Source organism: Pseudomonas sp. 86_A (genome assembly GCF_017491705.1).
GTDB lineage: Bacteria > Pseudomonadota > Gammaproteobacteria > Pseudomonadales > Pseudomonadaceae > Aquipseudomonas > Aquipseudomonas koreensis.
On the sequence record NZ_JAFGYS010000012.1, the window covers coordinates 36,353 to 60,951 of the forward strand.

At 61.5% G+C, this 24,599-nt stretch carries 23 protein-coding genes; 16 read left to right on the forward strand and 7 right to left on the reverse strand.

What is annotated here, in order from left to right:
* Positions 1-5: 5 nt before the first annotated feature.
* The 6 genes from J5M57_RS18840 (at position 6) to J5M57_RS18865 (ending at position 7,249) form a co-directional block, all read left to right on the forward strand.
* Positions 6-866, forward strand: coding sequence for an ABC transporter ATP-binding protein (locus J5M57_RS18840; RefSeq protein ID WP_207849335.1), 861 nt, complete (start codon positions 6-8; stop codon positions 864-866).
* 18 nt (positions 867-884) lie between these two features.
* Complete coding sequence (locus J5M57_RS18845) at positions 885-1,751, forward strand: ABC transporter permease (protein ID WP_169842733.1); 867 nt, start codon at positions 885-887, stop codon at positions 1,749-1,751.
* A 198-nt stretch (positions 1,752-1,949) separates the two neighbouring features.
* Positions 1,950-2,867, forward strand: a complete 918-nt coding sequence (locus J5M57_RS18850; RefSeq protein WP_207849336.1) for a LysR family transcriptional regulator — start codon at positions 1,950-1,952, stop codon at positions 2,865-2,867.
* A 190-nt stretch (positions 2,868-3,057) separates the two neighbouring features.
* Positions 3,058-4,596, forward strand: coding sequence for an MFS transporter (locus tag J5M57_RS18855; RefSeq protein WP_207849337.1), 1,539 nt, complete (start codon positions 3,058-3,060; stop codon positions 4,594-4,596).
* 26 nt (positions 4,597-4,622) lie between these two features.
* Positions 4,623-5,693, forward strand: coding sequence for an HlyD family secretion protein (locus J5M57_RS18860; RefSeq protein WP_207849338.1), 1,071 nt, complete (start codon positions 4,623-4,625; stop codon positions 5,691-5,693).
* Entirely contained in the window at positions 5,690-7,249 is a 1,560-nt protein-coding gene (locus J5M57_RS18865) for an efflux transporter outer membrane subunit (RefSeq protein WP_207849339.1), read from the forward strand. Before J5M57_RS18860 ends, J5M57_RS18865 begins: the two co-directional genes overlap by 4 nt.
* Before the next feature lie 283 nt (positions 7,250-7,532).
* Here J5M57_RS18865 and J5M57_RS18870 read toward each other — a convergent pair whose 3' ends face one another.
* From J5M57_RS18870 to J5M57_RS18890, 5 genes are all read right to left on the reverse strand, one after another.
* Positions 7,533-9,716 (reverse strand): lipase family protein, encoded by a 2,184-nt coding sequence (locus J5M57_RS18870; protein WP_207849340.1) that lies wholly within the window; start codon positions 9,714-9,716, stop codon positions 7,533-7,535.
* Between the two features lie 12 nt (positions 9,717-9,728).
* Positions 9,729-10,484 carry a hypothetical protein gene (locus J5M57_RS18875; protein WP_207849425.1) on the reverse strand — a complete coding sequence of 252 codons (756 nt, stop codon included), beginning with the start codon at positions 10,482-10,484 and terminating at the stop codon, positions 9,729-9,731.
* 69 nt (positions 10,485-10,553) lie between these two features.
* Positions 10,554-11,288 (reverse strand): hypothetical protein, encoded by a 735-nt coding sequence (locus tag J5M57_RS18880; RefSeq protein ID WP_207849426.1) that lies wholly within the window; start codon positions 11,286-11,288, stop codon positions 10,554-10,556.
* A 35-nt stretch (positions 11,289-11,323) separates the two neighbouring features.
* Positions 11,324-12,175, reverse strand: a complete 852-nt coding sequence (locus J5M57_RS18885) for a DUF4123 domain-containing protein (protein WP_207849341.1) — start codon at positions 12,173-12,175, stop codon at positions 11,324-11,326.
* Positions 12,172-14,238 (reverse strand): type VI secretion system tip protein VgrG, encoded by a 2,067-nt coding sequence (locus J5M57_RS18890; protein WP_207849342.1) that lies wholly within the window; start codon positions 14,236-14,238, stop codon positions 12,172-12,174. The genes J5M57_RS18885 and J5M57_RS18890 overlap by 4 nt, the downstream gene beginning before the upstream one ends.
* A 373-nt stretch (positions 14,239-14,611) precedes the next feature.
* Here J5M57_RS18890 and J5M57_RS18895 point away from each other — a divergent pair, with 373 nt between their 5' ends.
* On the forward strand, positions 14,612-16,207 hold the full coding sequence (locus J5M57_RS18895) for a glycosyltransferase family 39 protein (RefSeq protein WP_207849343.1): 1,596 nt from the start codon (positions 14,612-14,614) through the stop codon (positions 16,205-16,207).
* Positions 16,208-16,225: 18 nt separating this feature from the next.
* On the opposite strand, the gene J5M57_RS18900 is transcribed toward J5M57_RS18895, so the two are convergent.
* Positions 16,226-16,984, reverse strand: a complete 759-nt coding sequence (locus tag J5M57_RS18900) for a slipin family protein (protein WP_003220464.1) — start codon at positions 16,982-16,984, stop codon at positions 16,226-16,228.
* Positions 16,985-16,986: 2 nt separating this feature from the next.
* Positions 16,987-17,517: an NfeD family protein gene (locus J5M57_RS18905; protein ID WP_347709568.1), complete on the reverse strand. Its 531-nt coding sequence runs from the start codon at positions 17,515-17,517 to the stop codon at positions 16,987-16,989.
* A 162-nt stretch (positions 17,518-17,679) separates the two neighbouring features.
* Between J5M57_RS18905 and J5M57_RS18910 the strand changes: the two genes are divergently transcribed.
* The 9 genes from J5M57_RS18910 to J5M57_RS18950 all read left to right on the forward strand — a co-directional run bounded on the left by J5M57_RS18910 (position 17,680) and on the right by J5M57_RS18950 (position 24,413).
* On the forward strand, positions 17,680-17,925 hold the full coding sequence (locus tag J5M57_RS18910) for a DUF2789 domain-containing protein (protein WP_064585401.1): 246 nt from the start codon (positions 17,680-17,682) through the stop codon (positions 17,923-17,925).
* A gap of 81 nt (positions 17,926-18,006) precedes the next feature.
* Positions 18,007-18,252 (forward strand): type II toxin-antitoxin system Phd/YefM family antitoxin, encoded by a 246-nt coding sequence (locus tag J5M57_RS18915; protein WP_207849345.1) that lies wholly within the window; start codon positions 18,007-18,009, stop codon positions 18,250-18,252.
* On the forward strand, positions 18,242-18,523 hold the full coding sequence (locus tag J5M57_RS18920; RefSeq protein WP_207849346.1) for a type II toxin-antitoxin system RelE/ParE family toxin: 282 nt from the start codon (positions 18,242-18,244) through the stop codon (positions 18,521-18,523). Before J5M57_RS18915 ends, J5M57_RS18920 begins: the two co-directional genes overlap by 11 nt.
* 143 nt (positions 18,524-18,666) lie before the next feature.
* Entirely contained in the window at positions 18,667-19,095 is a 429-nt protein-coding gene (locus J5M57_RS18925; RefSeq protein WP_007961473.1) for a MarR family transcriptional regulator, read from the forward strand.
* Positions 19,092-21,155, forward strand: coding sequence for an FUSC family protein (locus J5M57_RS18930; protein ID WP_207849347.1), 2,064 nt, complete (start codon positions 19,092-19,094; stop codon positions 21,153-21,155). Before J5M57_RS18925 ends, J5M57_RS18930 begins: the two co-directional genes overlap by 4 nt.
* On the forward strand, positions 21,152-21,361 hold the full coding sequence (locus J5M57_RS18935) for a DUF1656 domain-containing protein (RefSeq protein WP_207849348.1): 210 nt from the start codon (positions 21,152-21,154) through the stop codon (positions 21,359-21,361). The genes J5M57_RS18930 and J5M57_RS18935 overlap by 4 nt, the downstream gene beginning before the upstream one ends.
* Positions 21,358-22,245, forward strand: coding sequence for an HlyD family secretion protein (locus tag J5M57_RS18940; protein WP_083367379.1), 888 nt, complete (start codon positions 21,358-21,360; stop codon positions 22,243-22,245). The genes J5M57_RS18935 and J5M57_RS18940 overlap by 4 nt, the downstream gene beginning before the upstream one ends.
* Entirely contained in the window at positions 22,242-23,684 is a 1,443-nt protein-coding gene (locus J5M57_RS18945) for an efflux transporter outer membrane subunit (RefSeq protein WP_207849349.1), read from the forward strand. Before J5M57_RS18940 ends, J5M57_RS18945 begins: the two co-directional genes overlap by 4 nt.
* Positions 23,685-23,777: 93 nt before the next feature.
* The gene (locus J5M57_RS18950) at positions 23,778-24,413 is read left to right on the forward strand and encodes a hypothetical protein (RefSeq protein WP_025113416.1); all 636 of its coding nucleotides are present in this window, start codon (positions 23,778-23,780) and stop codon (positions 24,411-24,413) included.
* Positions 24,414-24,599: the final 186 nt, after the last annotated feature.

Consider the following 24,599-nt stretch of genomic DNA (forward strand, 5'->3'; position numbering starts at 1 on the left):
TCGAGATGAACGCCCCCTTGCAAGGCCACGCGGCCAGCAACCCGATCGCCAGTACGCAAGCGCTGCTGGCGGTGGACAACGTCAGCCTTGAATACCGCACCCCGCAACGGGTGGTGCGGGCCACCCATCAGGTCAGTTTCGAGATCGATCCGGCGGACCGCTTTGTGCTGCTCGGCCCGTCCGGCTGTGGCAAGTCCACTTTGTTGAAAGCGGCCGCCGGTTTCATCGCGCCGAGTGAAGGCGAGATCCGCCTGCAAGGTCAGCGGGTCGAGGGGCCGGGTCCGGACCGGATCGTGGTGTTCCAGGAATTCGATCAACTGCCACCTTGGAAAACCGTCAAACAGAACGTGATGTTTCCGCTGCTGGCCTCGCGCACCTTGAACAAAAAAGACGCCGAGGAACGCGCGCTGCACTATCTGGAAAAGGTCGGCCTGGCGGCGTTCGCCGACGCTTATCCACACACCTTGTCCGGCGGCATGAAGGCGCGGGTGGCGATTGCCCGGGCGCTGGCGATGCAGCCGAAAATCCTTCTGATGGACGAGCCGTTTGCCGCACTGGATGCGCTGACCCGGCGCAAGATGCAGGAAGAATTGCTGCTGCTCTGGGAAGAAGTGCGCTTCACCTTGCTGTTCGTCACGCACTCGATCGAAGAGGCGCTGGTGGTCGGCAATCGCATCCTGCTGCTGTCGCCCCACCCGGGGCGGGTGCGCGCTGAAGTGCACAGCCATCAATACGATCTGCAAAGCCTCGGTGGCGTGGCGTTTCAGGAATCGGCGCGGCGCATTCATCGTTTGCTGTTCGATGAAGGCCAGTCGCCGGAAACCGAGCGCGACCACCACTTCAACGACATTCGCATCGCTTATTGAGCGCTGGAGGATTGCCCGATGAGCCAACCATCGTCTGTACGACAAGAATTCGAAACCGTCCTTGAACCGCTGACCAGCGTGCCCCTCGAGCGCGAATTGCCGCTGGGCCAACGCCTGTGGCAACAGGGCTGGCTGCGCAAAAGCCTGATCCTGATCCTGCTGGCGATCCTCTGGGAAGTGATCGCAAGGGTGCAGAACAACGACTTGCTGCTGCCGAGTTTCCTGCAGACCGGTCACGCGTTGTACGACGGCCTGCTCAGCGGCGAGTTGCTGGGCAAGGTGTGGATCTCTTTGGTGGTGCTGATCAAGGGCTACCTGATCGGCATCGTGCTGGCGTTTGCCCTGACCACGCTGGCGGTATCGACCCAGTTTGGCCGGGATCTGCTGAGTACCCTGACTTCGATGTTCAACCCGCTGCCGGCGATTGCCTTGCTGCCATTGGCCTTGCTCTGGTTCGGGCTGGGGCAGAACAGTCTGATTTTCGTGCTGGTGCATTCGGTGCTGTGGGCGCTGGCGCTGAATACCTACGCCGGTTTCCTCGGCGTCTCGGAAACCCTGCGCATGGCCGGGCGCAACTATGGATTGAAGGGCATGCGGTTTGTGCTGTTCATCCTGATCCCGGCGGCGTTGCCGTCGATTCTTGCCGGGCTGAAAATCGGCTGGGCGTTTGCCTGGCGCACGCTGATCGCCGCTGAACTGGTGTTTGGCGCGACCAGCGGCAAGGGCGGCCTGGGCTGGTACATCTTCCAGAATCGTAATGAGCTGTACACCGACAAGGTCTTTGCCGGGTTGGCGGTGGTGATCCTGATTGGCTTGCTGGTGGAGAACCTGGTGTTTGATACGTTGGAGCGGGTGACGGTGAAGCGCTGGGGCATGCAGCGGTAATGTGTATTGAGTGAGTTGGCCCCATCGCTGGCAAGCCAGTTCCCACAGGGGTTTCGGCGGCCATAGACTTTGTGGAAGCTCACAATCCTTGTGGGAGCTGGCTTGCCAGCGATGGCGTCCTTGCAGCCACCACCAGACTTGAGGGATGTTTGCTAGCATTGCACCCAGATCAATCCTGATCAGTCACGAGTGCTCTGCATGCAACTTCCGGACATGAACCTGCTGGTTGCCCTCGACGCCTTGCTCGACGAGGGCAGTGTGGTAGGCGCCGCGCGGCGGATGAACCTCAGCCCCGCCGCCATGAGCCGCACCCTGACACGCATCCGCGAAGCCATCGGCGATCCGATCCTGGTGCGTGCCGGCCGCGGCCTGGTGCCAACCCCCAAAGCGCTGGCGTTGCGCGAGCAGGTGCGCGATGTGGTCGAGCAGGCGGCGCTGTTGTTCCGCTCCGCTGATACGGTAGAACTCGGTACCCTGCGCCGACGTTTCAGCATCCGCGCCAACGATTTTTTCATCGGCGTCTACGGCGGCAAGCTGTTCGACACCCTCGACCAGGTGGCGCCGCACTGCGAGTTGCGCTTCGTCCCGGAAGGCGATGGCGACGATGAGGCGCTGCGCGAAGGGCGCATCGACCTGAGTGTCAGCAACACTCGCCCGGTGACCCCGGAAGTCAAAGTGCAAAACCTGTTTTCCACGCATTTCGTCGGTCTGGTGCGCGAGGATCATCCGTTACTCGAAGGCGAAATCACCGCAGAGCGTTATGCCGGTTATTCCCATATCAGCATGTCGCGCCGTGGTATTGCCCGTGGCCCCATCGATACCGCGCTGAATGCTCTGGGCCTGGAGCGGCGGGTGGCGGTGATCGCGCCGAGCTTCCATGCGGCGATGTTTGCCTTGCCCGATTCCGACCTGATCCTGCCGGTGCCCAAGGAAGCGCTGCTCAGCGTGCGCCGACTGGGCCTCAAGCTGCGCTCGTTTGACCTGCCAATTCCGTTGCCGACGCTGATGCTGACCCAGGCCTGGCACCCGCGCTTCGACAAGGACCCGGCGCACCGCTGGCTGCGCGAAACGCTCAAGGCCTGTTGCGATGAAACCTGGTTGGCCGCGCAACCCTGAAAGTCAAAAGATCGCAGCCTTCGGCAGCTCCTACAGGGGAACATATTGCTCTGTAGGAGCTGCCGAAGGCTGCGATCTTTTGCTTTTAACAATTGTGTCTGACGCACTTATAACCTGCCAATAAGTCAATTTTCGTCAGCAGTAAGCCCGACTAAGATGCTCCGGTATTTTTCCACCGGAGTGTGTATTCATGACATCCCTGACGGTCCCGGCGCCCATCGCTGCGGCCAGTCCGGCGACTGCGGCCACGCCACCGGTGTTCGGGGCGCGGATCATCACCGGCCTGGTCGGTGTATTGCTGGCGGTGCTGGTTTCCGGTCTCAACGAGATGGTGACCAAAGTCGCGCTCGCCGACATCCGTGGCGTGCTGAACATCGGGTACGACGAAGGCACCTGGCTGGTTGCCTGTTACGCCGCGACCTCGGTGGCGGCGATGGCGTTCGCGCCGTGGTGCTCGGTGACGTTCTCGCTGCGCCGTTTCACCCTCTGCGCGATCAGCCTGTTCACGCTGCTCGGCGTGCTGTGCCCGTTCGCCCCGAACTACGAAAGCCTGTTGCTGATGCGCACCCTCCAAGGGCTGGCCGGCGGCGCGTTGCCGCCGATGCTGATGACCGTGGCCCTGCGTTTCCTGCCGGCCAATTTCAAGCTCTATGGCCTGGCCGGTTACGCGCTGACGGCCACTTTCGGCCCGGGCCTTGGCACGCCGCTGGCCGGTTTGTGGAGCGAATACGTCGGCTGGCAATGGACGTTCTGGCAAATCATCGTGCCGTGCCTGATTGCGATGGCAATGGTCGCCTGGGGCATTCCGCAGGATCCGCTGCGCCTGGAACGTCTCAAGACCTTCAACTGGAAGGGCCTGCTGCTGGGCTTTCCGGCGATCTGCATGCTGGTGATCGGCTTGCTGCAGGGCAATCGGCTGGACTGGTTCGAGTCGGACCTGATCTGCGGCTTGCTCGGCGCCGGCTCGCTGTTGCTGGTGGCGTTTCTGATCAACGAGTGGTCGCAGCCGATACCGTTTTTCAAGCTGCAGATGCTCGGCATCCGCAACCTGTCGTTCGCGCTGCTGACCCTCGCCGGGGTGCTGGTGGTGTTGCAGGCGGTGGTGCTGATTCCGTCGAGCTATCTGGCGCAGGTGCAGGGCTATCGCCCGGTGCAGACCGCGCCGATCATGCTGATCGCCGCATTGCCGCAGCTGATTGCGCTGCCGCTGGTGGCGGCGCTGTGCAACCTGCGCTGGGTCGATTGCCGCTGGGTGCTTGGCATCGGTTTGAGCATGTTGACGCTGTCCTGTCTGGGCGGCTCGCTGCTGACATCGGAATGGATTCGCGACAATTTCTACGTCCTGCAATGGTTGCAGATCTTCGGTCAGCCGATGTCGGTGCTGCCGCTGTTGATGTTGTCCACTGGCAGCATCCAGCCGCAGGACGGGCCGTTCGCCTCCGCCTGGTTCAACACGGTGAAAGGCTTGGCGGCCGTGGTCGCCACCGGGGTGATCGAAGCGCTGACCACCGCACGTCTGCATTTCCACTCGACCATGTTGATCGACAACCTCGGCAATTCACCGTTGGCTGATCGCAGCGATCCGGGCCTCGCCCATCGCCTGCACGAACAGGCCGTTGTGCTGACCTCCTCGGATCTCTATGTGTGCATGGCCGGCGTCGCGGTGACGCTGATCCTGCTGATTTTCTGGCTGCCGACGCGGATCTTTCCGCCCCGTGCTCCGACCTGATCGCTGTACTGAAACAGAAGGTTTTTATGACGACTCAAGCAAAGCAGAAACTCGCGGTGGCCGTGGCCGCCGCATTGGCGGTCGGCGTGCTGGTGTACCTGGCGATGCCCGGCCTGTTCGGTAAACGCACTCAGCAAAACACCAATGATGCGTTCGTCTCGGCCGACTACACCCTGGTGGTGCCGCGTGTGGCCGGGTTCATCAAGCAAGTGCTGGTGGAAGATAACCAGCAGGTCAAGGCCGGACAATTGCTGGCGCTGATCGATGACCGCGATCTGCGCGCCGCCGCGCAAGCCGCTGACGCGCAAACCCTGGTCGCCCGCGCGCAGTTGCAGAACGCCAAGGCGACTCTGGAGCGGCAGACGTCGGTGATCGCTCAGGCCCAGGCCTCGGTAGTCTCGGCCAAGGCGGAAATGGCTTTCGCCCAGCAGGAACTCAATCGCTACAACCATTTGGCGGGTGTCGGCGCCGGCACGGTGCAGAACGCGCAGCAGGCGCGTACCCGCATCGATCAGGCGAGCGCACGGCTGGATACGGCCAGCGCGAAACTGGCGGCCGAGCGCAAGCAGGTGGACATTCTCACGGCGCAGCGCGATGCCGCCGAAGGCAGTTTGAAACACGCCCAGGCGGCACTGGAAATCGCCAGTTTCGAACTGTCCTATACGCGTATCACGGCGCCGCAGGACGGCATGGTCGGCGAGCGTGCAGTGCGCGTCGGCGCCTATGTCACACCGGGCAGCAAATTGCTGGCGGTGGTGCCGTTGCGCCAGGCGTATGTAATCGCCAACTTTCAGGAAACCCAGCTGACCAACGTGCAGCCGGGCCAGGCCGTCGAAGTGCGGGTCGACAGCCTCGGCGGCGAAGCCTTGAGCGGTCGCGTCGAAAGTATCGCGCCGGCGACCGGGGTGACCTTCGCCGCCGTGAAACCGGACAACGCCACCGGTAACTTCACCAAGGTCGTGCAGCGGATTCCGGTGAAGATCCTGCTTGAACTGGGTCAGCCTTTGGCCGAGCGGCTGCGGGTGGGCATGTCGGTGGAGGCGAGCATTGATACCCGGCGTTCGGCGCCGGCGGTGCGTGAGGTGACGCAGCGATGATTCCGCGTAAAAACCTGTGGCGAGGGCGTTTGCTGCCGCTGGGTTGCGCAGCGATCCTGAAAATCGCGAGCGCCACGCACTCGAGCGGGAGCAAGCTCCCTGGCCACAAAAGTCTGTTTCAGGCACTTGTTGTGGTGAGCTTGTTTGGCCTCAGCGCCTGCACCGTCGGCCCGGACTTCCACAAGCCCGAAGCCACGCAAATCGCCGAATGGGCCAAACCCGCCAAGTCCGCCCCCAGCCAAGTGGTCAGTGAACCCCTGAACGAACGCTGGTGGGACGTGTTCCACGATGCGCAGCTCTCGGCCCTCACCCAGCGGGCGATGAGGAGCAACCTCGACCTGCAACGGGCCAGTAGCCGCTTGCAACAAAGCCGCGCGGCACGCCAGGTGATCACCGCAGATCGCTATCCAAACACCGCCGCTACCGGCAGCTACGCCCGCCAACGCAACAGCGGCAAAGGCTTGAGCGACCCGTCCGGGCACAACGGCGATTCCGCCTTCAACCTGTGGGACGCCGGTTTCTCGGCCTCTTGGGAGCTGGATTTCTGGGGCCGTGTGCGCCGGGAAACCGAAGCCGCCGACGCCAATCTCGAAGTCGCGGAAAACGATCGTCGCGGCGTGTTGCTGGCGGTCCTGGCCGACACCGCGCAGAACTACATTCAACTGCGCGGCGTGCAGAACACGCGGGCGGTCACCGAGCAGAACCTCGATGTCGCCCGCCACAGCCTCAAGCTGTCGCAGTTGCGCCTCAACGATGGTGTGGCGACCGATCTGGACGTCGCCGAGGCCGCTGCGCAGGTCGCGGCCATTGAATCGCGTCTGCCAGCGCTCGAACAACGTCAGTCGCAACTGATCAACGCGATCAGCCTGCTGATGGGCGAACCGCCACAAGCCTTGGCCAACGAGTTATCCACAGACGCCGCGGTACCGCAGTCGCCGCTGCAAGTCGCCATCGGCCTGCCGTCGCAACTGGCTGAACGCCGCCCGGACATCCGTCAGGCCGAGGCGCACTTGCATGCCGCCACCGCCAACATCGGCGTGGCCAAGGGCGATTTCTATCCGCGCATCACCCTGTCCGGCAACCTCGGATCGCAGGCGATGCAACTCAGCGATTTCGGCTCCTGGGGCTCACGCGCGTTCGGTATCGGCCCGCAATTCAGCCTGCCGCTGTTCGACGGCGGACGCCTGCGTGGCATGTTGCAACTGCGCGAAGCCCAGCAACAGGAAGCGGCCATCGCCTACCAGCAAACCGTGCTGCGCGCCTGGCATGAAATCGACGACCAACTGACGGCCTACAACGCCAGCCAGCGCCGCCGTGACAGCCTCGCCGAAGCCGTACGCCAGAACCAGATCGCCCTGCGCACCGCGCAACAGCAATACGTCGAAGGCGTGGTCGATTTCGTCAACGTCCTCACCGTGCAGAGCGCGTTGCTGGCGACGCAGGAGCAGTGGGTAGAGAGTTCGACCGGGGTGTCGCTGGCGATGGTCGGGTTGTACAAGGCATTGGGTGGGGGATGGGAGTCGGCGTATCCGGCGGGGGAGATGGCGCAACGCTGAGATTGCACGAGCGGGAGCAGATCAGCGAATTCGATTTGCTGCAGCAGCTAATCAGTCAATGGGAAGTTTCACCAGTTGAAGTAGGCAATACCTGTTCAACCTGCGAAGTGTTCGATTTTGATTTGTCCGTCAGGAAAGGTCGCGATGATTTCAAGTTCTGTGGGAGCGAGCCTGCTCGCGAAGGCGTCCTGTCAGCCAACAACGACGCTGGATGAACCAGCGCGTTCGCGAGCAGGCTCGCTCCCACAGGTGTGATGTGCAGTCAGCTGAAGGCGAGGGTGTGCTAGATGATCGAGTCGATATCGAGCGTGTGCGGCGCGCCGATCGGGTGCCCGTAAAGTGAGGTCAGCAGCGCATCGTTGCTGGCGTTGTCCGGTGCCTGCGCCAGTTGTTCTTCCTTGAGGTTTTCCGGGTGCGCGCGCCAGCGTTGCACGCTTTCGGCGAGCAGCTCCGGCTGTTCGGCGAGCAGGCCATAGACGTCCGTTGCCCTGACCCGTTTATGCCGCAGCACACTGAGGCGCGCATGGGTGATCTCGATGCGGCTGACTTCGTGGCTGATCGCCTCGATCGTGCGCTCCTGGGTGCGCACGTAGGCCTCTGGTCGGGCCAGAAGATCCTGGCGGGCGGCGCGCAATTGTCGGGTGATGCGCACCAGCGCTTGCTCCACCCATTCAAACTCGCGGTCAGTGACCCGCGTGTGATTCGCCTCATGGGCCTGTTGCCAGCGGCGCAAGGCTGCCCAGCACGCCGGGACATAGCCGCCGACCATCGAGTGATGCCCGGCATTGAAGAGCTGCCGCAACAATCCCGGACGATCCGGCAGGCCGTTTTTCTGCTGCAGCGCGACGGTGCACGCCGCGTGCTGGCTGATGGTGTCGCAGCCCGGCTCCCAGAGAATCGAAGACGACTGCTGACGCCCGAACTCCACCGGCATGGCGTGATGCAGGGTGCCATGGTGATCGTAGGCTTCCCCCGTCCAGTTGGTAATCCCCGCGACGAACACCGACAGCCCGACCGGCACATTGGTAAACATCAACGCCGCGCCAGGCCCGTAAACCCCGGCCTTGGTGTTCATCCAGCTGCCCGGCACGCTGGGCACCGGGTCGTTGTGGTTGACCATGCGGTAATGCACCAGTGGGGCGGCGGCTTTCGTGAAGGCGGTGTCGCCGGCGCGGGGGGCGCCGTAGGTGTAGAGCTGGATGTTGTAGTCTTCGGACCTGCGGCGCAGCATTTCCGCGAGCAGCAGGGTGATCGCACCGCCGAGGCTGTGGCCGCAGATGAGTAGTTTTTGGCCGGCGTAGAATCGGTCTAGATAGCTGATTGCGAATGCCGCGGCTTTTTTTGCAGCTTGGTAGAAACCGCGGTGGACCTGACCCTCACCTTCTTCGAACGGCACTTGTAATGCATCGGCATCGCGCACCCCGTCAGGAATGATCTCGAACGTTCCACGCACTGCGATCAGGATCAGTTCGTCATTGTGAGTGATAAAGGCCTGAGTGTCGGTGGCTTTATTTCCGAGATGCCTGTCGTCGAGAAAGTGAACCTTCTCGGGATGCTCCTGATCCTCCCCAAGGGCCGGATCATTGACCTCATACAGCACCGGATCGAACGGCACGATTTCCAGCCTTCTGGAATACGCCACGTCTTCATACAAGGGGTAATAGGCTTTGCTTTGCGCGGCGTCGACGCGCCACAACTCGTCGGATTTGGCCAAGGCATCGGCGAACCAGTTGCCCACGCTGGGTTGTTCGGGGAAGGTCACCCAGGGTTCCTTGATCGGCGCGGTGGCGGGTTCCTGGCCAAAAGGGCAGTAACTCAGGGTGGCCATCAATGCCAGTTGGTAAAGGTTGAGTGCACAGAACTCCGGCGCCGTCGACAGCATCGGGCGCAAGGCTCGCAACGCGCGCACTTCCAGCACCGTGTGTTTGCGCGAGGCCAGGGCGACGCCGACTTCTGCGTGCTTGCCCATGATCGCTGACAGGCCGCTGTTGGCGGGGTAGTGGCGGTAGACCTCGGGTGGCAGATGAGCGACATGCCGGACCAGATGGCGCACCTCCACCTGGATGTATTCGTCGCCGTTCGGTACGGGTTGTTCGCGGTTACGGGTGGCGTCCGGATTACGGTAACGGGTTTGTTCGGCGCGAACCTGGAGTTCGGTGATTTTCAGGGGGTAGTGGGTTCTAGCCTGCAAATAGTTATAGAACTTGTCTTGACCTTCGTAAGCTTGATCGAAACATAAGGCAATCGGCCCGGCACAATAGCTGTCGACTTTGCCGATTCCGTTGATATCCAGATACCCATTGAATGTTTGTCCCTCTGAATCGACCGCAACATAGGCCAATCCCCCATAAGCTTCCCCCGAGCCACACTCATCGACCAGTTGAAAACTGCTCCAGTTGCCTTGTGCGGGGCAGCTCAGCAGGCGGCTGTTGAGCGGTGATTGCAGGTCCTTATCAAGTGACGTCATGTGGAACACTCCTTATTCCGTGCAGCCGGGATAAATGGTGCAGATGCGCCCATCCACCATCTGGAAGGTGCTGAAATCGGTGTGGTTGCCGAAGCAGAAGGCGTACTGGTCTTCGAAGTTGTCGCCCATGCAGCGTTTCCAGCCGTTCGGAACTTTGATCCAGGTCTTGCCGATGGCAGGCCTTTCTTCCGCCGCCAACTTGATCTTCATCCGCACGGTTTTTCCCGGCAGTTGGTCGAGGGTGTAGGCAGCAAACGGGCGACCTCGGGCGAGCGCGCCAAGCTCATCGGTTTTTTTGCAGTCGAGGAGTTTTCGCAGGATGCGAGGCTTGCCCGATGTGCGGAACAGCCACTGACACTGGCCGTAAAACTTGCTTTCAGCCTCATCGTTAAAGGCGCCCTTGTAACGGGCTTCCAGTTCCTCGCGTACAGCGACTACTGCGCTGTCACCGTTGATGTCACTCCAGCCCTTGCCATATGCAGCCTTGATTTCTACATCGATCTTCCAGATCACCAACGGGCACCCTTTGACCGTCCTGTAGATGGCAATTTCTGAAACAGGCTCGTAGTGCTCGCGCCACTTCAAGTTGTAGCCAACCGCAGTATTTCGCCCGTCCGGGACGGTGCAGGTTTCGCCTTTTGCGGGCACGTATTTGGCGATGGCTTCATAAGAAAACCCCGGCGGCAAATCAGCCGTGAAGGTGAAGCTGTTGGGCGGACTGCTCTTGCAGCCGGCCATAAGAGCGAAGCAACCCCCCAGCACCGCCATGCATCGCAAGCGAGGCCCGGTGAGGCCGTTGTGCAAAGTCTTTTCAAGTGACGTCATGTGGAACACTCCTTATTCCGTGCAGCCGGGATAGATGATGCAGATACGGCCATCGACCATCTGGAAGGTGCTGAAATCGGTGTAATTACCGTTGCAGTAGGCACGCTGGTCTTCAAAGCCGTTACCCATGCAGCGCTTCCAGCCGTTGGGTACCTTGACCCAGGTGTCTCCCCAACCAGGTCTTTCTTCCGCCGCCAACTTGATCTTCATCCGCACGGTTTTTCCCGGCAGTTGGTCGAGGGTGTAGGCAGCAAACGGGCGACCTCGGGCTAGCTCGCCAAGCTCATCGGTTTTTTTGCAGTCGAGGAGTTTTACGATGCGGCGGTACGGTCCCATCGTGCGGAACAGCCACTGACATTGGCCGTAAAAGCGGCTTTCACCGGTTTCGTTGAAAGTGTCCTTGTACTTTTCTTCCAGCTCCCCGCGTATGGCGACGGCGGCATAGTCCGACGCGAAGTCACCCCGGTCTTTCCCATAGGCGAAGTAGATTTCCAGATCAATTTTGCGAATCACCAACGGGCAGCCGCGCACGGTTCTGCGAATAGCTATTTCGGAGGCGGCCACATAGTTCTCACGCCACTGCAGGTTGTACCCCACAGCGGTATTCCGGCCGTCCGGAACGCTGCAGGTTTCACCTATGTCGGGTTCGTATTTGGCGACAGCCTGATAAACAAACCCCGGCGGCAAATCAGCCGTGAAGGTGAAGCTGTCAGGCGCACTCGACACACAGCCCAACAACATCCCCATGCCGCCCACCCACCCGGCATGTCGAAAAAATCGTTTCACTGCGCGCCCTCTCCACCCATCGTTTTCACCCAATGGCTCACCCGTTCGAAATGCTCCTGCGGCGTTTCCCCGGGGCGCACTTGCCATTGCGCATCAACGCCGTGAGCAGGCCTTCGCAAGCTGTGGATCAGCAAAAACTCCAACTGCTGCGCTGTCTGCCAACCCCATTCATCTGCCTGCTCGAGACGTTCACGCAGCCAGATATCCGGTGGCTGTGTTCGCGCGAGTTCGGCGTAGGCCTGTTCGTGTTCGGCCAGCAGAAAACGGTGAGCGTTGAGCTGGCGAATCTCGCGGGTTTGCGCCGCAGGTGCGGGTGTTTGCAGCCACGGTGGAGACTCCGGCAACGGGTGGCGGCCGGGCGCCGGGTTGTCGCTGCTCTCCCAGCGTGAGCCCTGCCAGTAACACACGCTAAGGGTCGGACCGAGGTAGGTCGGGATGTCCTCGGTCGGCAGATACGCCAATGTCCGGGTCAGCACGCGGTTGTCGTGAAAGCGATACAGCGCCTGATGCGGGCGGGCACCGATGATCAGCCGTTGCTGCCAGTGCTCGACCCACGCGGACAGGGAATTTTGAGGCAGGCTGAACAGCCAGCCCCAGTTGTCCTGCGGGCGGGCGAGCAGCGGCGCGATGCGCTTGTCGTCGTACCGTTCAAGGGCGAAAACAAACGGCCCGTTGTCCGCCAGTTCGGCGGCGGGCGTGTCTTTGTAGAGGATGCGGTAATGCTCGAAGTCGCTGGTCTGCAGCAATAGCCGACGAACGTCCTGTTGTTGCGAGTCGAGCAGCACATACAGGCCATGCCCTGATGCGAATTGGCGGTTCATCCAGTGGCGCGGGAATGCGTCGTTCATGCGACGTTCTCCCGTGGCAGGCAGACGCCATCACGGCAGGCTTCGCAAAGCGCGCAGAACGTCGCTCCCATTGCGTTGTTGTCCGCCAGCAGTGCGAGTTGCGTGGACGCCAGCACGGGTGGCAATGGAGGTGGGGCCGCCAGGTCGTCGACGCCATCGGGCATCGAGACCCGCGCCGGCGCGACCGCCTTTGGACTGCCGCCGACCTGGATGGCACTGCTGCTGAAAATGCCGCCGTGACCGATCACCAGATGCTCGCCGCCGACCGTGAGGCTGATGCTGTTGCCGGCGTTGAGTACCAGATGATCACCGGCATTGAGGTGGATTTGCCGACCGGCTTCGATCGTCTGCAACTGATCGACACGGCTATGGCTGTCACCGCTGACGTGCAGGTGGTCGCTGGCGTGGAGCCGGGTTTTGCGGTCGCCGTGCACAGTGCGGTGTTCTTCGGCCTGTAACACGCTGATGCTGTTGCCCTTGATAGTCTCGTGGCGTTCGTTGCCGACGTTCAGGCGGCTGTCGTTTTCCACTTTGTGTTCAAGGTCGCGCTGGGCGCGCAGGTAAATCAGCTCGCGACCGGCGCGATCCTCCACATGCAATTCGTTGAAGCCGCCGTTGTCCGGTGAACTGCGCGAGCGAAACACGCTGCGGGTTTTGTGTTCCGGCAGTTCGTAAGGGGCCGGGTTGGCACTGTTGATCAGGCAGCCGCTGACGACCGGGTGGTCCGGGTCGCCGTCAAGAAAACTGACCAGCACTTCCATGCCGACCCGGGGCAGCGTCACGCTGCCATGGGCGTTGCCGGCCCAATTCGAGGCCAGCCGCAGCCAGCAACTGCTGTGGTCGTCGTGGCTGCTCTCGCGATCCCAGTAGAAGTGGACCTTGACCCGCCCGAACGCGTCGCAGTGGATCTCTTCGCCGACTGGCCCGGTAACCACGGCAGTCTGGCTGCCGAAAATTCGCGGCTTCACGAATGATTGCGGCGGGCGGTAGATCACGTCCCATGGCGTGGCGACAAAGTCGTTCCGGTAGCCTTCAACGAAGCCGTCGTCAGCGGCGGCGGTCGCCTCGCCCAGCGTTTCTTCCAGTACCGCGGGCTGTTTGCCGCGGTGATTGACTGCGGTCAGCAGCCACAGTCCGTTGTTTTCCTCGCAGGCGTGCTCGGTGATCGACAGGAAATGCCCGGTCACCAGGCTTGGCTGATTGCTGTGGCCACGGGCCTGCAAATAGTCGGCGCGATGACATTCCAGGGCGCGGTGGGTCAGTTGCTTGCCCCGCGCGCCATCGGTGAAGCGCCCCGGATAGCGATAGTCCTCAAGCACCGGCCGTGCCGCGTCGCTGTCGGGCTGGTGGGTCGCCTCCAGCATGAAGCGGGCCTTGCGAAAATCATGATCGCGGCGCGCGGTCGCCGTGGGGCGGGTTTCTACACGTACCTGCAATTGTTGGATCGCGGGTGTTTCGGCGACCATGCCGTTGTCCTGACGGTAGGGTGTCGGTCGGTCCAGACGCGGGAAGACTGTCTGGTCGTCGCCCAGCACCAGCAGGTGTTTTTCCCGGCTGTGCTGGAAGTGGTAGTGAATGCCTTCTTCCTGACACAGGCGCTGGATGAAGTGCAGATCCGACTCCGCCTGGACGCAGTATTCGCGCGGCGGATAGTCGGCACCGAGATGAAACCGGTGCAGGTCAGGTTGAATGCCGTTGTTCGCCAGAATCCGGGTGATGATCTGCGGCACGCTCATCTGCTGGAACATTCGCTGATTGAAACGATGCTGCAGATACGCAAGGCGCGGAACCAGTGTCAGGCTGTAGCGCGTCAGGCGTTTGCCGCTATCACCGCGGGCGACGCGATTGACCACGCCATGGATGCCACGGCCTTCGAGGTCGAATGCCAGGAACGCCTGTTGGTGCATGAGGCTTTCAAGGCGCAGGTTCGCGCGCTCGCTGACCAGCTCGACCTCGAACCTGTAGGGCTGGCTGATGGATTCGTGGCCGGTGAAGGAGAGGACTTGCAGGTCGTGTTTAACGTCGGTGAGCGAAAGGCTGAAGCAGGCACGGGTGGTCGACATCCTTTATTCCTTGTCCTGTGACGGGGCACAGGCTCTCGGACGTCGATGCAACGCTTGCGCGCCGACCTTCCGTGGTCTTGCGCGAAACAAACGTCTCGGAGCCAGTTTCGTGCAACGCTAACAAGGCCGCCGAAGAAATGATGTCAGACGCTTCCCAAATTGCAGTTACACATTAACCGAGCCGTGGAAACGCAGGATTTTCGGTTGAAGGTGATTTGAAATAATCCAATTGCAGATTGCAGGGGGCGTGCCGAGCGGATTGCCGGATGTCGTGAAACCGCACACCGTCATCGACGGCCCTCCCATGGCTGACCTAAAGTGATGGGCAGGTACGGGACCTTCCGTTCGAGAAAATCCGCAACAAGAGGACGCAATGGCGGCACACAGAGAAACGCCGGTTGGCGACACGCAGGATCCACGCGCTGTCCCCGGGGCATGGTTCGTTGCCTTGCGCCTGATTCGTTGGGCCCGGGAACACTGGCTGTTGCCGATCATGCTGCTGGCGGCGTTGGTGCGTTTTTACGATCTGACGGCGGCGTCGATCTGGTTCGATGAAGGCTCCAGTGTCCTGCTCAGCCAGTTTTCGCTGTCTGAGATCTGGAGGCACGCGGCCCATGACGTGCATCCGCCGCTGTATTTCATGTTGCTGCACGGCTGGATCGGCCTGTTCGGTGACGGCATGCTGTCGATTCGCCTGATGAGCGCCGTGCCGGGGATCATCACCGTCGGGCTCGGGGTATGGCTGGTGGATCTGCTCGCCACCCGCCGCGCCGCGCTGCTGGCCGGGCTGTTGCTGGCGTTGTTGCCCACGGCGGTGCGCTACAGCCAGGAAGTGCGCATGTATTCGCTGCTCGGCATGTGGCTGATCGGCGCGACCATTGCGCTGGTCTACTGGGTCAGGCAACCCCGGCGCCATCGCTACCTGGTGGCCTATGCGCTGCTGATGACGGCGGCGTTCTATACCCATTACTTCACCGCGCTGTGCGTGATCAGTCACTGGCTCTATCTGGCGGCCGTCCGCCTGCAGCCGGGGTATCGGTTGCGCCATATCCAGCGCCCGGCCTGGTGGCTGGCCAACCTGGGCATCGCGTTGCTGTACCTGCCGTGGGTGCCCTATCTGCTTGATCTGTTGCAGCACCTGCCGGAACTCAAGGCCAGTAACGATATTGGCTGGGAAGACCCGGTCAGCCTCAGCTCCTTGCCGTCGATGGTCTGGTCGTTGCTGATTCAGGACGACGGCATGACCTTGCCGGGTTGGCTGTTTTTGCTCCTGCCGGTGGCGTTGGTGGCAGTGATCGGCGTTGCCCTGCGCCGTGATCGCAGCGTGTTTCGCGGCAGCGTGCTGTTGCTGTTCTACAGCGTGCTGCCGATCCTGCTGGTGTATGGCGTGTCGTTCATCTCGCCGGTGTTCATCGAGCGTTACGTGACGGCTTATGCGCTGGGTTTGCCGATGCTGGTGGCGCTGGCGGTCGATCGCCTGTACGCAGGCTCTCGCGTGCTGGCGCTGGCGATTCTGGTGCTGTTTGTCGGGGTCGAGCTGGTGGGTGTGAAGAACAATGCCACGGTCGACAGCAATGATCAGTTCAGCGTGTTGGTCGACTACGTCAACCGGCACTTCGTCGAGGGAGACCGGATCGTCACCAGCGACATGATGTGGTACCTCAGTTACATCTACTACAACCGCACCGACGCACAGATTCGCCTGTACACGCCACCGGCGGCGGACGGGCGTTCCACGCGTCCCAACACTTACGGCTTCGGCACACTGGTCAATGAAGAGGTGTACCTCGATCGGCTTGGCGATTTGTCCAAGGGCAGCACGCGGGCGTGGCTGATCGGGACGCTGGATGAGCCCAATGAATTTGCGGCGTTGCCCGAAGGCTGGCAGCGGCACAGCGATGTCCATGCAGGCGGAGCCTTTGCACGCCTGTATGTCAGGGGCCCAGGCGCCGACAAACCGGTCGAATGATCATCAGCTTGCGCAGGTTCAAGACTTGCCCGACAAATCCGCCATCCCTTTAAGCAACTCAATCGGTAGCGGAAAGACAATCGTCGAGCTCTTGTCGCCGGCAATCGAGCTCAAGGTCTGCATGTAGCGCAGTTGCATGGCGCCTGGCTGGCGGCCCAGCATTTCTGCGGCCTGCATGAGTTTTTCCGAGGCCTGCAGTTCGCCTTCGGCGTGAATCACCTTGGCCCGGCGCTCCCGTTCGGCTTCGGCCTGCTTGGCGATGGCGCGGACCATCGATTCGTTGAGGTCGACGTGCTTGATCTCGACGTTGGCGACCTTGATGCCCCAGGCGTCGGTCTGGGCGTCGAGCACTTGCTGGATATCGATGTTCAACTGCTCGCGCTCGGCCAGCAGCTCATCCAGTTCATGTTTGCCGAGCACCGCGCGCAAGGTGGTCTGCGCCAGCTGGCTGGTGGCCGAGAGAAAGTCTTCAACCTGAATGATCGCCTTCTGCGGGTCGAGGACGCGGAAGTACAGCACCGCGTTGACCTTCACCGAGACGTTGTCGCGGGTGATCACATCCTGCGGCGGCACATCGAGGACGACGGTGCGCAGATCGACCCGGACCATTTGCTGCACCACGGGGATCAGCAGGATCAGCCCCGGGCCCTTGACCTGCCAGAAACGCCCGAGCTGGAACACCACGCCGCGCTCGTACTCGCGCAGAATGCGGAACGTCGACCCGGCCAGGGCGATCACCAACAGCAGCAGTGCAACAAAACCGATTTGCAGACCCATGATCACTCTCCGTGTCGCACCGCGTCAGTCGCGGCGACTTTCAGCAATAAGCCTTTACGCCCGACCACGCGCACCGATTGCCCGGTGTGCAGCGGTGTCGTGCTGTGCACTTGCCAATGTTCGCCCTGCAATTGCACCCAGCCGTTGTGGGTGTTTTCCGCTTGCACGGTGGTCACCGCCGTCACGCTGCCGACCAGTCCGGCATCGCCGCTGACGGCGTGGCGTGGCCGGGTTTTCAAGGCGCGGACAATTAATCCGATCAGCAGCAGGGCGCTGAGCAGGCCAAGGCCAATGATCATCGGCACCGGCAACTCGGCGTTGCCCAGAATCAGCGCGCCGATCACGAACATGATGATCCCGCCGAGGCCGATCACCCCGTAGTTGGGCAACGCGGCTTCAGCGATCAGAAAGGCAATGCCGAGCGTGATCAGCCACAGGCCGACCGGACTGAACGCTGTCAGCGGCACATCAGCCGCGAAGGCCGAGCCGCTGAGCAGCAGTAAAAAGACATACACACAACATCGGCTGTTCACGTGACCCTCCGGGAGAGTCATGAGGTGGTTCTTTGAGTCTAGTTGAGGCTGACGCTGGATGAATTTTGATCAATGAATAGATGTGTCCGGTGAGCGGATTTCCCTTTGCCAGCAGCGTGCCGAACTAGACTCAGCAGAACAGGCACAACGAAGGAGTGCTTCATGGAACAGCCAACCCACAGTCTCCCGTCCTTGTTCAAACAACTGGGTCTGGATAACGACCCGACCAGCATCGACCAATTCATCGCCGCCCATTCGCCGCTCAAGCCCGAGCTGCACCTGGCGGATGCGTTCTTCTGGAGCAAAAGTCAGGCGGATTTCTTGCGCGGCGAGATTCTTGATGATGCGGATTGGGCGGAGGTGGTGGATCAGTTGAATGTGTTGTTGCGTAAGGGGCGGGAGGGGTAACGGTTTAGCGGCCGATGGTTTTGCGGTTGTCTGGGAGGTGTAAATAGACCAGTATAACGACCTCAATTGAGGTCTTTTATTATGCAAAGTGTTCTTGCCGATATGGCAGTCAGTGTTTCCGAATTGAAGAAAAATCCATCAGCGGTGCTGAGTGGCGCACATGGCGGAGCGGTGGCCGTGCTGAACCATAATCGCGTTATGGGCTACATGGTGCCAGCCGATGTTTACGAAGCAATGATGGAGCGGCTTGATGATTTGGAACTGGCCGAAATCATTCGTTCCCGCAGCCATGAAACACCCATTTCGGTAAGCCTGGATGACCTATAAGATCGAGTTTCTCCCGTCTGCGCATAAGGAATGGAACAAGCTGAGTCATACGCTACGCGATCAATTCAAGAAAAAGCTCGCCGAAAGATTGGCGCTGCCGAGGGTGTCGGCGGATGCGCTCCATGGAATGCCTGACTGCTACAAAATCAAACTGAAGGCCTCTGGTTACCGTCTGGTCTATCAAGTGATAGAGGAGCGGATCGTCGTTTCGGTAGTCACTGTAGGAAAGCGCGAGCGCAGCAGTGTTTACGAGAAAGCCAAAAAACGCTGAGTCGTCCAGAGCTCGGCGTTGCTCTTCTCCTGACCACCTATTTGTTTCAAAACTTGACTGAAATTCCCCGCCAATGCGATATTGATAGTTAGCAAACTAACAGTGTGCATTTCCCCGTGCCAGATTCCCTCGACGCCCTCCAGATGAACATCAGCAGTGCCATGGTGGTGGCCGCCAGGCATTGGCGGAAGATCTGCCAGACCACGCTGGTCAACTACGGCATCTCTGAAGCCTGCGCCGTTCCGCTCTTGATGATCGGGCGGCTGGGCGAGGGCGTGCGGCAGGTGCAGGTGGCGCAGGCGGCCGGGATGGAAAGTCCGTCGCTGGTGCGTCTGCTCGATCAGTTGTGCCACGCCGGCTATGTCTGCCGCACCGAAGATGCGCAGGATCGCCGGGCCAAATGCCTGAGCCTGACCGACACAGGCCGCGAGCTGGTGCAAGCGGTGGAAATCGAACTGGTACGTCTGCGTCATGAAGTGCTCGAAGGCATCGACCAGAGTGATCTGGAAGCTACGCTTCGGGTACTGAGAGCTTTTGAGGCGGCCAATCCACCTGTGGTGATCAATTCTTGAACGGTTTTTTCTCTGGCATTCCCCCGGCCCGGGACTGGTTCTACGGGGTCCGTACCTTTGCAGCGTCGATGATTGCGCTGTACATCGCCTTGCTCATGCAAATGCCGCGTCCGTATTGGGCGATGGCTACGGTGTATATCGTCTCCAGCCCGTTTCTCGGGCCGACCAGTTCCAAAGCGTTGTACCGCGCCATCGGCACCTTCCTCGGGGCAGCGGCGGCGGTGCTGTTCGTGCCGATGTTCGTGCAGAGTCCGTATGTGCTGGTGGTGGTGATTGCCTTGTGGACGGGGATTTTGCTGTTTCTCTCGCTGCACCTGCGTACCGCCAATAACTACGCGCTGATGCTGGCCGGCTACACCCTGCCGCTGATTGCCTTGCCGACGGTGGATAACCCGCTGGCGGTGTGGGACGTGGCGGAAGCACGGACCGAAGAGATTTTTCTCGGCATTGCCGTCGCGGCGGTGATCGGCGCGATGTTCTGGCCGCGCCGTCTGGCGCCAGTGTTCAACGACGCGGTGGGCAAGTGGTTCGCCGATGCCACGACTTACAGCCTGAAATTTCTCAGCCGCGATGTGCAGCCGGAACAGGTCACGGCCCTGCGCATGGCCATGGTTGCGAATTTCAACAGTCTCGAATTGATGATCGGCCAGCTGCCTCACGAAGGCGCCCGTCCGCAAACCGTGCGCAACACCAAGGAATTGCGCGGGCGGATGATCCACCTGTTGCCGGTGATCGACGCCCTCGAAGACTCGCTCTACGCCCTTGAACGGCGCACGCCGGAACTGGTGGAAAAGTTTGCCCCGCTGCTGACCGCGACCCAGCTGTGGCTGGGCCATAACGACGCCGACCTGGCGCGTTGGCAGGCCCTCAAGGATCAGCTTCAGGCCTTGCAGCCGAGCTGCGAGGCGCTGGAAGATCGCAAGCAGTTGCTGTTCTCCAACGCGATTTATCGCCTCGGCGAATTCATCGATCTGTGGCAGGACTGCCGCAGCCTGCAGGACGCGATTCTCTGCGATCGTCAGGACAGCTGGCGCGCGGTCTACCGGCACTGGCGCCTTGGGCGGCTGACGCCGTTTCTCGACCGCGGGATGATGCTGTATTCGGTGACATCGACCATTCTGGCAATCATCGTCGCCTCGGTGCTGTGGATTCTGCTCGGTTGGCCGGACGGCGGTAGTGCGGTGATTCTGGCGGCGGTGGCCTGCAGTTTCTTCGCCTCGATGGACGACCCGGCGCCGCAGATCTACCGGTTCTTTTTCTGGACCGGGATGTCGGTGCTGTTCGCCAGCCTCTATCTGTTTCTGATTCTGCCGAACCTGCACGACTTCCCGATGCTGGTGCTGGCGTTTGCGATTCCGTTCATCTGTGTCGGCACCCTGACGGTGCAACCGCGCTTCTACCTCGGCATGCTCCTGACGCTGGTCAACACCTCATCGTTCATCAGCATTCAGGGCGCATACGACGCGGATTTCTTTGCCTTCGTGAACTCCAACCTGGCCGGCCCGATGGGCTTGCTGTTCGCGTTCATCTGGACCCTGGTCACCCGCCCGTTCGGCGTCGAGCTGGCCGCCAAGCGCCTGACCCGCTTCAGCTGGAAGGACATCGTGCACATGACCGAGCCGGCCAACCTGGCCGAACACCGGCAATTGGGCGTGCAACTGCTCGACCGCTTGATGCAGCACCTGCCACGACTGGCGATGACCGGTCAGGACACCGGTATCGCCATGCGTGAAGTGCGCGTGGGCCTGAACCTGCTCGATCTGTTGGCCTACACCCCGCGTGTGACCGGTGCACCGAATGCGCTGCTGCAACAAGTGGTGGCCGAGGTCGGCGAGTATTTTCGCGCCTGTCTGAAGGCCAGCGAACGCTTGCCGGCGCCGAGCCCCTTATTGATGACCATGGACCGCGCGCGCCGTGCGCTCAAAGGCCACGGCGACGAGGAAACCCGTCTAAACCTGTTGCATGCCTTGAGCGGTCTGCGCCTGGCGCTATTGCCCGGCGTGGAATTTGTCAGCACGAGCGATGCCGAAGAACCGCTGCCCGATGGAGCGCCCCTATGATCGGTGATCTGGATATCAGCGGCATTTTCCTGCCGACCGTGCTGGTGTTGATGGGCATCACCTATGTGTTGTTTCTGCTGGTGCACGGCGTGCTCACGCGTGTGCACTTTTACCGTCTGGTCTGGCACCGGGCATTGTTCAACGTGGCTCTCTACGCCGTGCTGTTGTACGGCGTGGACTCACTCAGTCGATACCTGATGACATGAAAAAACCGTTTCTGACTATCGGTCGCGTGGTACTGACCCTGCTGATCGTGACTTTCGCCGTCGTCCTCGTCTGGCGCATGGTGATGTATTACATGTTTGCGCCGTGGACCCGCGACGGGCACATTCGCGCCGACATCATCCAGATCGCCCCGGACGTGTCCGGGCTGATCCAGCAGGTGGAGGTCAAGGACAACCAGTTGATCAAACGCGGCCAAGTGCTGTTCAGCATCGACCAGGACCGTTTCAAACTGGCCCTGCGTCAGGCCAGGGCGGCGGTTGCCGATCGCGAAGAAACCCTCGCCCAGGCGCAGCGTGAAGCCAAGCGTAACCGTGGCCTGGGCAATCTGGTGCCGGCCGAACAGCTGGAAGAAAGCCAGTCGAAAGTCGCCCGGGCGCAATCGGCGCTCGCCGAAGCGCTGGTGGCGGTGGACAGCGCCCAGCTCAACCTCGACCGCTCGGTGATCCGCAGCCCGGTGGACGGCTACGTCAACGACCGTGCGCCACGTGTGCAGGAATTCGTCACGGCCGGGCGTCCGGTGTTGTCGGTGGTCGACAGCAATTCCTTCCACATCGACGGCTATTTCGAAGAAACCAAACTCGACGGCATTCGTATCGGCCAGTCTGTGGATATCCGCGTGATCGGCGACAAGGCCAGGCTGCGCGGGCATGTCGAAAGCATCGTCGCCGGCATCGAAGACCGCGACCGCACCAGCGGCAATAATCTGCTGCCCAACGTCAACCCGGCGTTCAGCTGGGTGCGTCTGGCCCAGCGGATTCCGGTGCGCATTGCCTTTGACGAGGTGCCGGAAGACTTCCGCATGATCGCCGGACGTACCGCCACCGTGTCGATCATCGACGAGCAAAAGCAGGAGCCCGCGCAATGAACAGGGCCCTGATGATCGCCGGGTTGGGCGTGATGCTCTCGGCCTGTCAGATGGTCGGGCCGGACTATCAACTGCCTGCTGACGCGGCGGTGCAGCGCAAGGACTTTCAGGGCGATCTGGCGGTGGAGGGCAAACCGGTGGTGTCAGCGCCGGTGCCCGCCGACTGGTGGCGGTTGTATCGCGACCCGCGTCTGGACCAATTGGTGCAGCAGGCCATGGCCTCCAACACCGACTTGCGCGTGGCGGCGGCGAACCTGTCGCGGGCCCGTGCACAGGTCGATGAAGCCGAAGCGGCCGGTGGCTGGAGCGCCGGGGTGAAGATGGGCGCGCAGCGCTTGCAGGAATCCGGTCAGGCGTTCCTGCTGCCGGAAAAAGTGCCGGTGGCCAATGTCGCTGACATCGGCATCAGCGCCTCTTATCAGTTCGACCTGTGGGGCACGCTGCAACGCGGCATCGAAGCGGCGAAGGCCAATGCCGATGCCACGCAAGCGGCGGCCGACACCGCGCGCATCACCCTGGTGGCGGACGTGGTGCGTGCCTACACCCAGGTGTGTGCCGCCAACGAAGAACGGGAAATCGCCCAGCACTCCCTCGACCTGCAATCGCAAGGCACCACGCTGATTCAGCGCCTGCGCGATGCCGGGCGTGGTGATGAAACCCAGGTCACCCGTTCGCAAACCCAATTCAAATCCTTGCGCGCCGACATGCCGCGTTATGAAGCGGCGCGTCAGGCCGGTCTGTTCCGCCTGTCGATGCTCCTGGCGAAACCGGTCGATCAATTGCCGGCCGGCACCGCCACCTGCGCCGAATTGCCGAAAATCGCCCAACTGGTGCCGGTGGGTGACGGTGCGGCGCTGCTCAAGCGCCGGCCGGATGTGCGTCAGGCCGAACGTCGGCTGGCGGCCGCGACAGCCGGCATCGGCATCGCCACGGGTGAGCTGTACCCGGACATCAGCATCGGCGCGACCATCGGAACCGTCGGCATCGTTTCCGACCTTGGCGATCCGTCGACCAACCGCTGGGGCTTTGGTCCGTCGCTGAGCTGGAAGGTGCCGACCAACGGTGCTCGCGCACGCATCCGTGAAGCCGAAGCCAATACCCAGGGCGCGCTGGCGCATTTCGACGGTGTGGTGCTCAACGCCATTCGCGAAACCCAGACCGGCCTGGCCCAGTACAGCGCGCTGCTGCAACGCCGCGATGCGCTGGCCGATGCCGAGCAATCGGCAAAACTGGCGGCGGACCAGACCCACCGCTTCTTCCAGGCCGGGCGTGAGTCGTTCCTCGCCGACCTGCAAGCGACCCGCACCTACACCGACGTCACCGCGCAACTGGCCGCCGCCAACACCCAGGTCGCCATGAGCCAGATCGATTTGTTCCTCGCGCTGGGCGGCGGTTGGGAAAGCGGACGAACGCAAGCTTCAAGCGCCAGCAAACCCTGAAGCCGTTGCTATGCTTTGAAGTGTTGGAAGGGCGCCCCGAGCACGGCGCCCTTCCAGCGCACATTGCTAGCGCTGGTCTAGGGGAAACCAATAATGAAAAACCCTTACGCTCTCGGCTTCTGGTGCGCCCTGGTAGCGCTGGTGCTGCTGTCGGCCACCTATTTCTACGGCATCATGCTGGCCCACCAGATCGACAAGGCCATGGTGTTCCTCGACAGCGCCACCGCGTTGATCGCGGTGATGGCCATCGTGGTGGTGGCCTGGGCGTCGATCCAGGTGCAGCGGGTCAAGAAAAGACAGCTTGAACAAGGCAAGACCCTGGTGCTGATCTGGGACACCAAAGTCGCCCTGCGCCGGGTCGAAACCGTGTTCGACCGCTACTTCTGGGGCAGCTACTGGCAACCGGGGCGCACCTTCGCCGAAGTCATGGGCGAACTCACCGGCACGCCGCTGGAAAAAAGCCTCGAAGCCCTGAAAAAGCAGTGCCTGGAACTCGACAAGCAAATTGCCGATGAAGGCTGGCACTGGCTCAACAATGCCCGCGAACTGTCGGATGTCGCCACGGCCATGGCCCGTGAACGCTATCAACTGGATTTCTGCGACCCCCGGGCCGACGGGCCGGGCGGGGCGGTGATCGATCGCGACTTTGAAGTGCTGGTGTACACCTGGACCGCACGGCTGAAGAGTTTTGATCATCAACTCGACGAGATCGAGGTGCAGTATTCCTGATCTTTTGCGAATCCAGTGGCCCTATCGCGAGCAGGCTCACTCCTACAGGGGAACGCATTCCAATTGTAGGAGTGAGCCTGCTCGCGATAGCGTCCTCAAAAACACTGCAACTCTCCCTGCCTGTCAGCTGTCCACTCTCCCCATAGACACTCTTTAACCTTTAAACATTGGGCCGCCTCGCGCTGC

Coding starts and splice junctions, on each gene's coding strand:
- J5M57_RS18890 (WP_207849342.1), bottom strand. CDS start 14,238: ATGTCGACCACCCGTGCCTGCTTCAGCCTTTCGCTCACCGACGTTAAA.
- J5M57_RS18900 (WP_003220464.1), bottom strand. CDS start 16,984: ATGGGTCTGCAAATCGGTTTTGTTGCACTGCTGCTGTTGGTGATCGCC.
- J5M57_RS18840 (WP_207849335.1), top strand. CDS start 6: ATGAACGCCCCCTTGCAAGGCCACGCGGCCAGCAACCCGATCGCCAGT.
- J5M57_RS18895 (WP_207849343.1), top strand. CDS start 14,612: ATGGCGGCACACAGAGAAACGCCGGTTGGCGACACGCAGGATCCACGC.
- J5M57_RS18940 (WP_083367379.1), top strand. CDS start 21,358: ATGAAAAAACCGTTTCTGACTATCGGTCGCGTGGTACTGACCCTGCTG.
- J5M57_RS18920 (WP_207849346.1), top strand. CDS start 18,242: ATGACCTATAAGATCGAGTTTCTCCCGTCTGCGCATAAGGAATGGAAC.
- J5M57_RS18925 (WP_007961473.1), top strand. CDS start 18,667: ATGAACATCAGCAGTGCCATGGTGGTGGCCGCCAGGCATTGGCGGAAG.
- J5M57_RS18865 (WP_207849339.1), top strand. CDS start 5,690: ATGATTCCGCGTAAAAACCTGTGGCGAGGGCGTTTGCTGCCGCTGGGT.
- J5M57_RS18880 (WP_207849426.1), bottom strand. CDS start 11,288: ATGGGGATGTTGTTGGGCTGTGTGTCGAGTGCGCCTGACAGCTTCACC.
- J5M57_RS18870 (WP_207849340.1), bottom strand. CDS start 9,716: ATGACGTCACTTGATAAGGACCTGCAATCACCGCTCAACAGCCGCCTG.
- J5M57_RS18910 (WP_064585401.1), top strand. CDS start 17,680: ATGGAACAGCCAACCCACAGTCTCCCGTCCTTGTTCAAACAACTGGGT.
- J5M57_RS18875 (WP_207849425.1), bottom strand. CDS start 10,484: ATGGCGGTGCTGGGGGGTTGCTTCGCTCTTATGGCCGGCTGCAAGAGC.
- J5M57_RS18860 (WP_207849338.1), top strand. CDS start 4,623: ATGACGACTCAAGCAAAGCAGAAACTCGCGGTGGCCGTGGCCGCCGCA.
- J5M57_RS18945 (WP_207849349.1), top strand. CDS start 22,242: ATGAACAGGGCCCTGATGATCGCCGGGTTGGGCGTGATGCTCTCGGCC.
- J5M57_RS18915 (WP_207849345.1), top strand. CDS start 18,007: ATGCAAAGTGTTCTTGCCGATATGGCAGTCAGTGTTTCCGAATTGAAG.
- J5M57_RS18850 (WP_207849336.1), top strand. CDS start 1,950: ATGCAACTTCCGGACATGAACCTGCTGGTTGCCCTCGACGCCTTGCTC.
- J5M57_RS18845 (WP_169842733.1), top strand. CDS start 885: ATGAGCCAACCATCGTCTGTACGACAAGAATTCGAAACCGTCCTTGAA.
- J5M57_RS18935 (WP_207849348.1), top strand. CDS start 21,152: ATGATCGGTGATCTGGATATCAGCGGCATTTTCCTGCCGACCGTGCTG.
- J5M57_RS18950 (WP_025113416.1), top strand. CDS start 23,778: ATGAAAAACCCTTACGCTCTCGGCTTCTGGTGCGCCCTGGTAGCGCTG.
- J5M57_RS18885 (WP_207849341.1), bottom strand. CDS start 12,175: ATGAACGACGCATTCCCGCGCCACTGGATGAACCGCCAATTCGCATCA.
- J5M57_RS18855 (WP_207849337.1), top strand. CDS start 3,058: ATGACATCCCTGACGGTCCCGGCGCCCATCGCTGCGGCCAGTCCGGCG.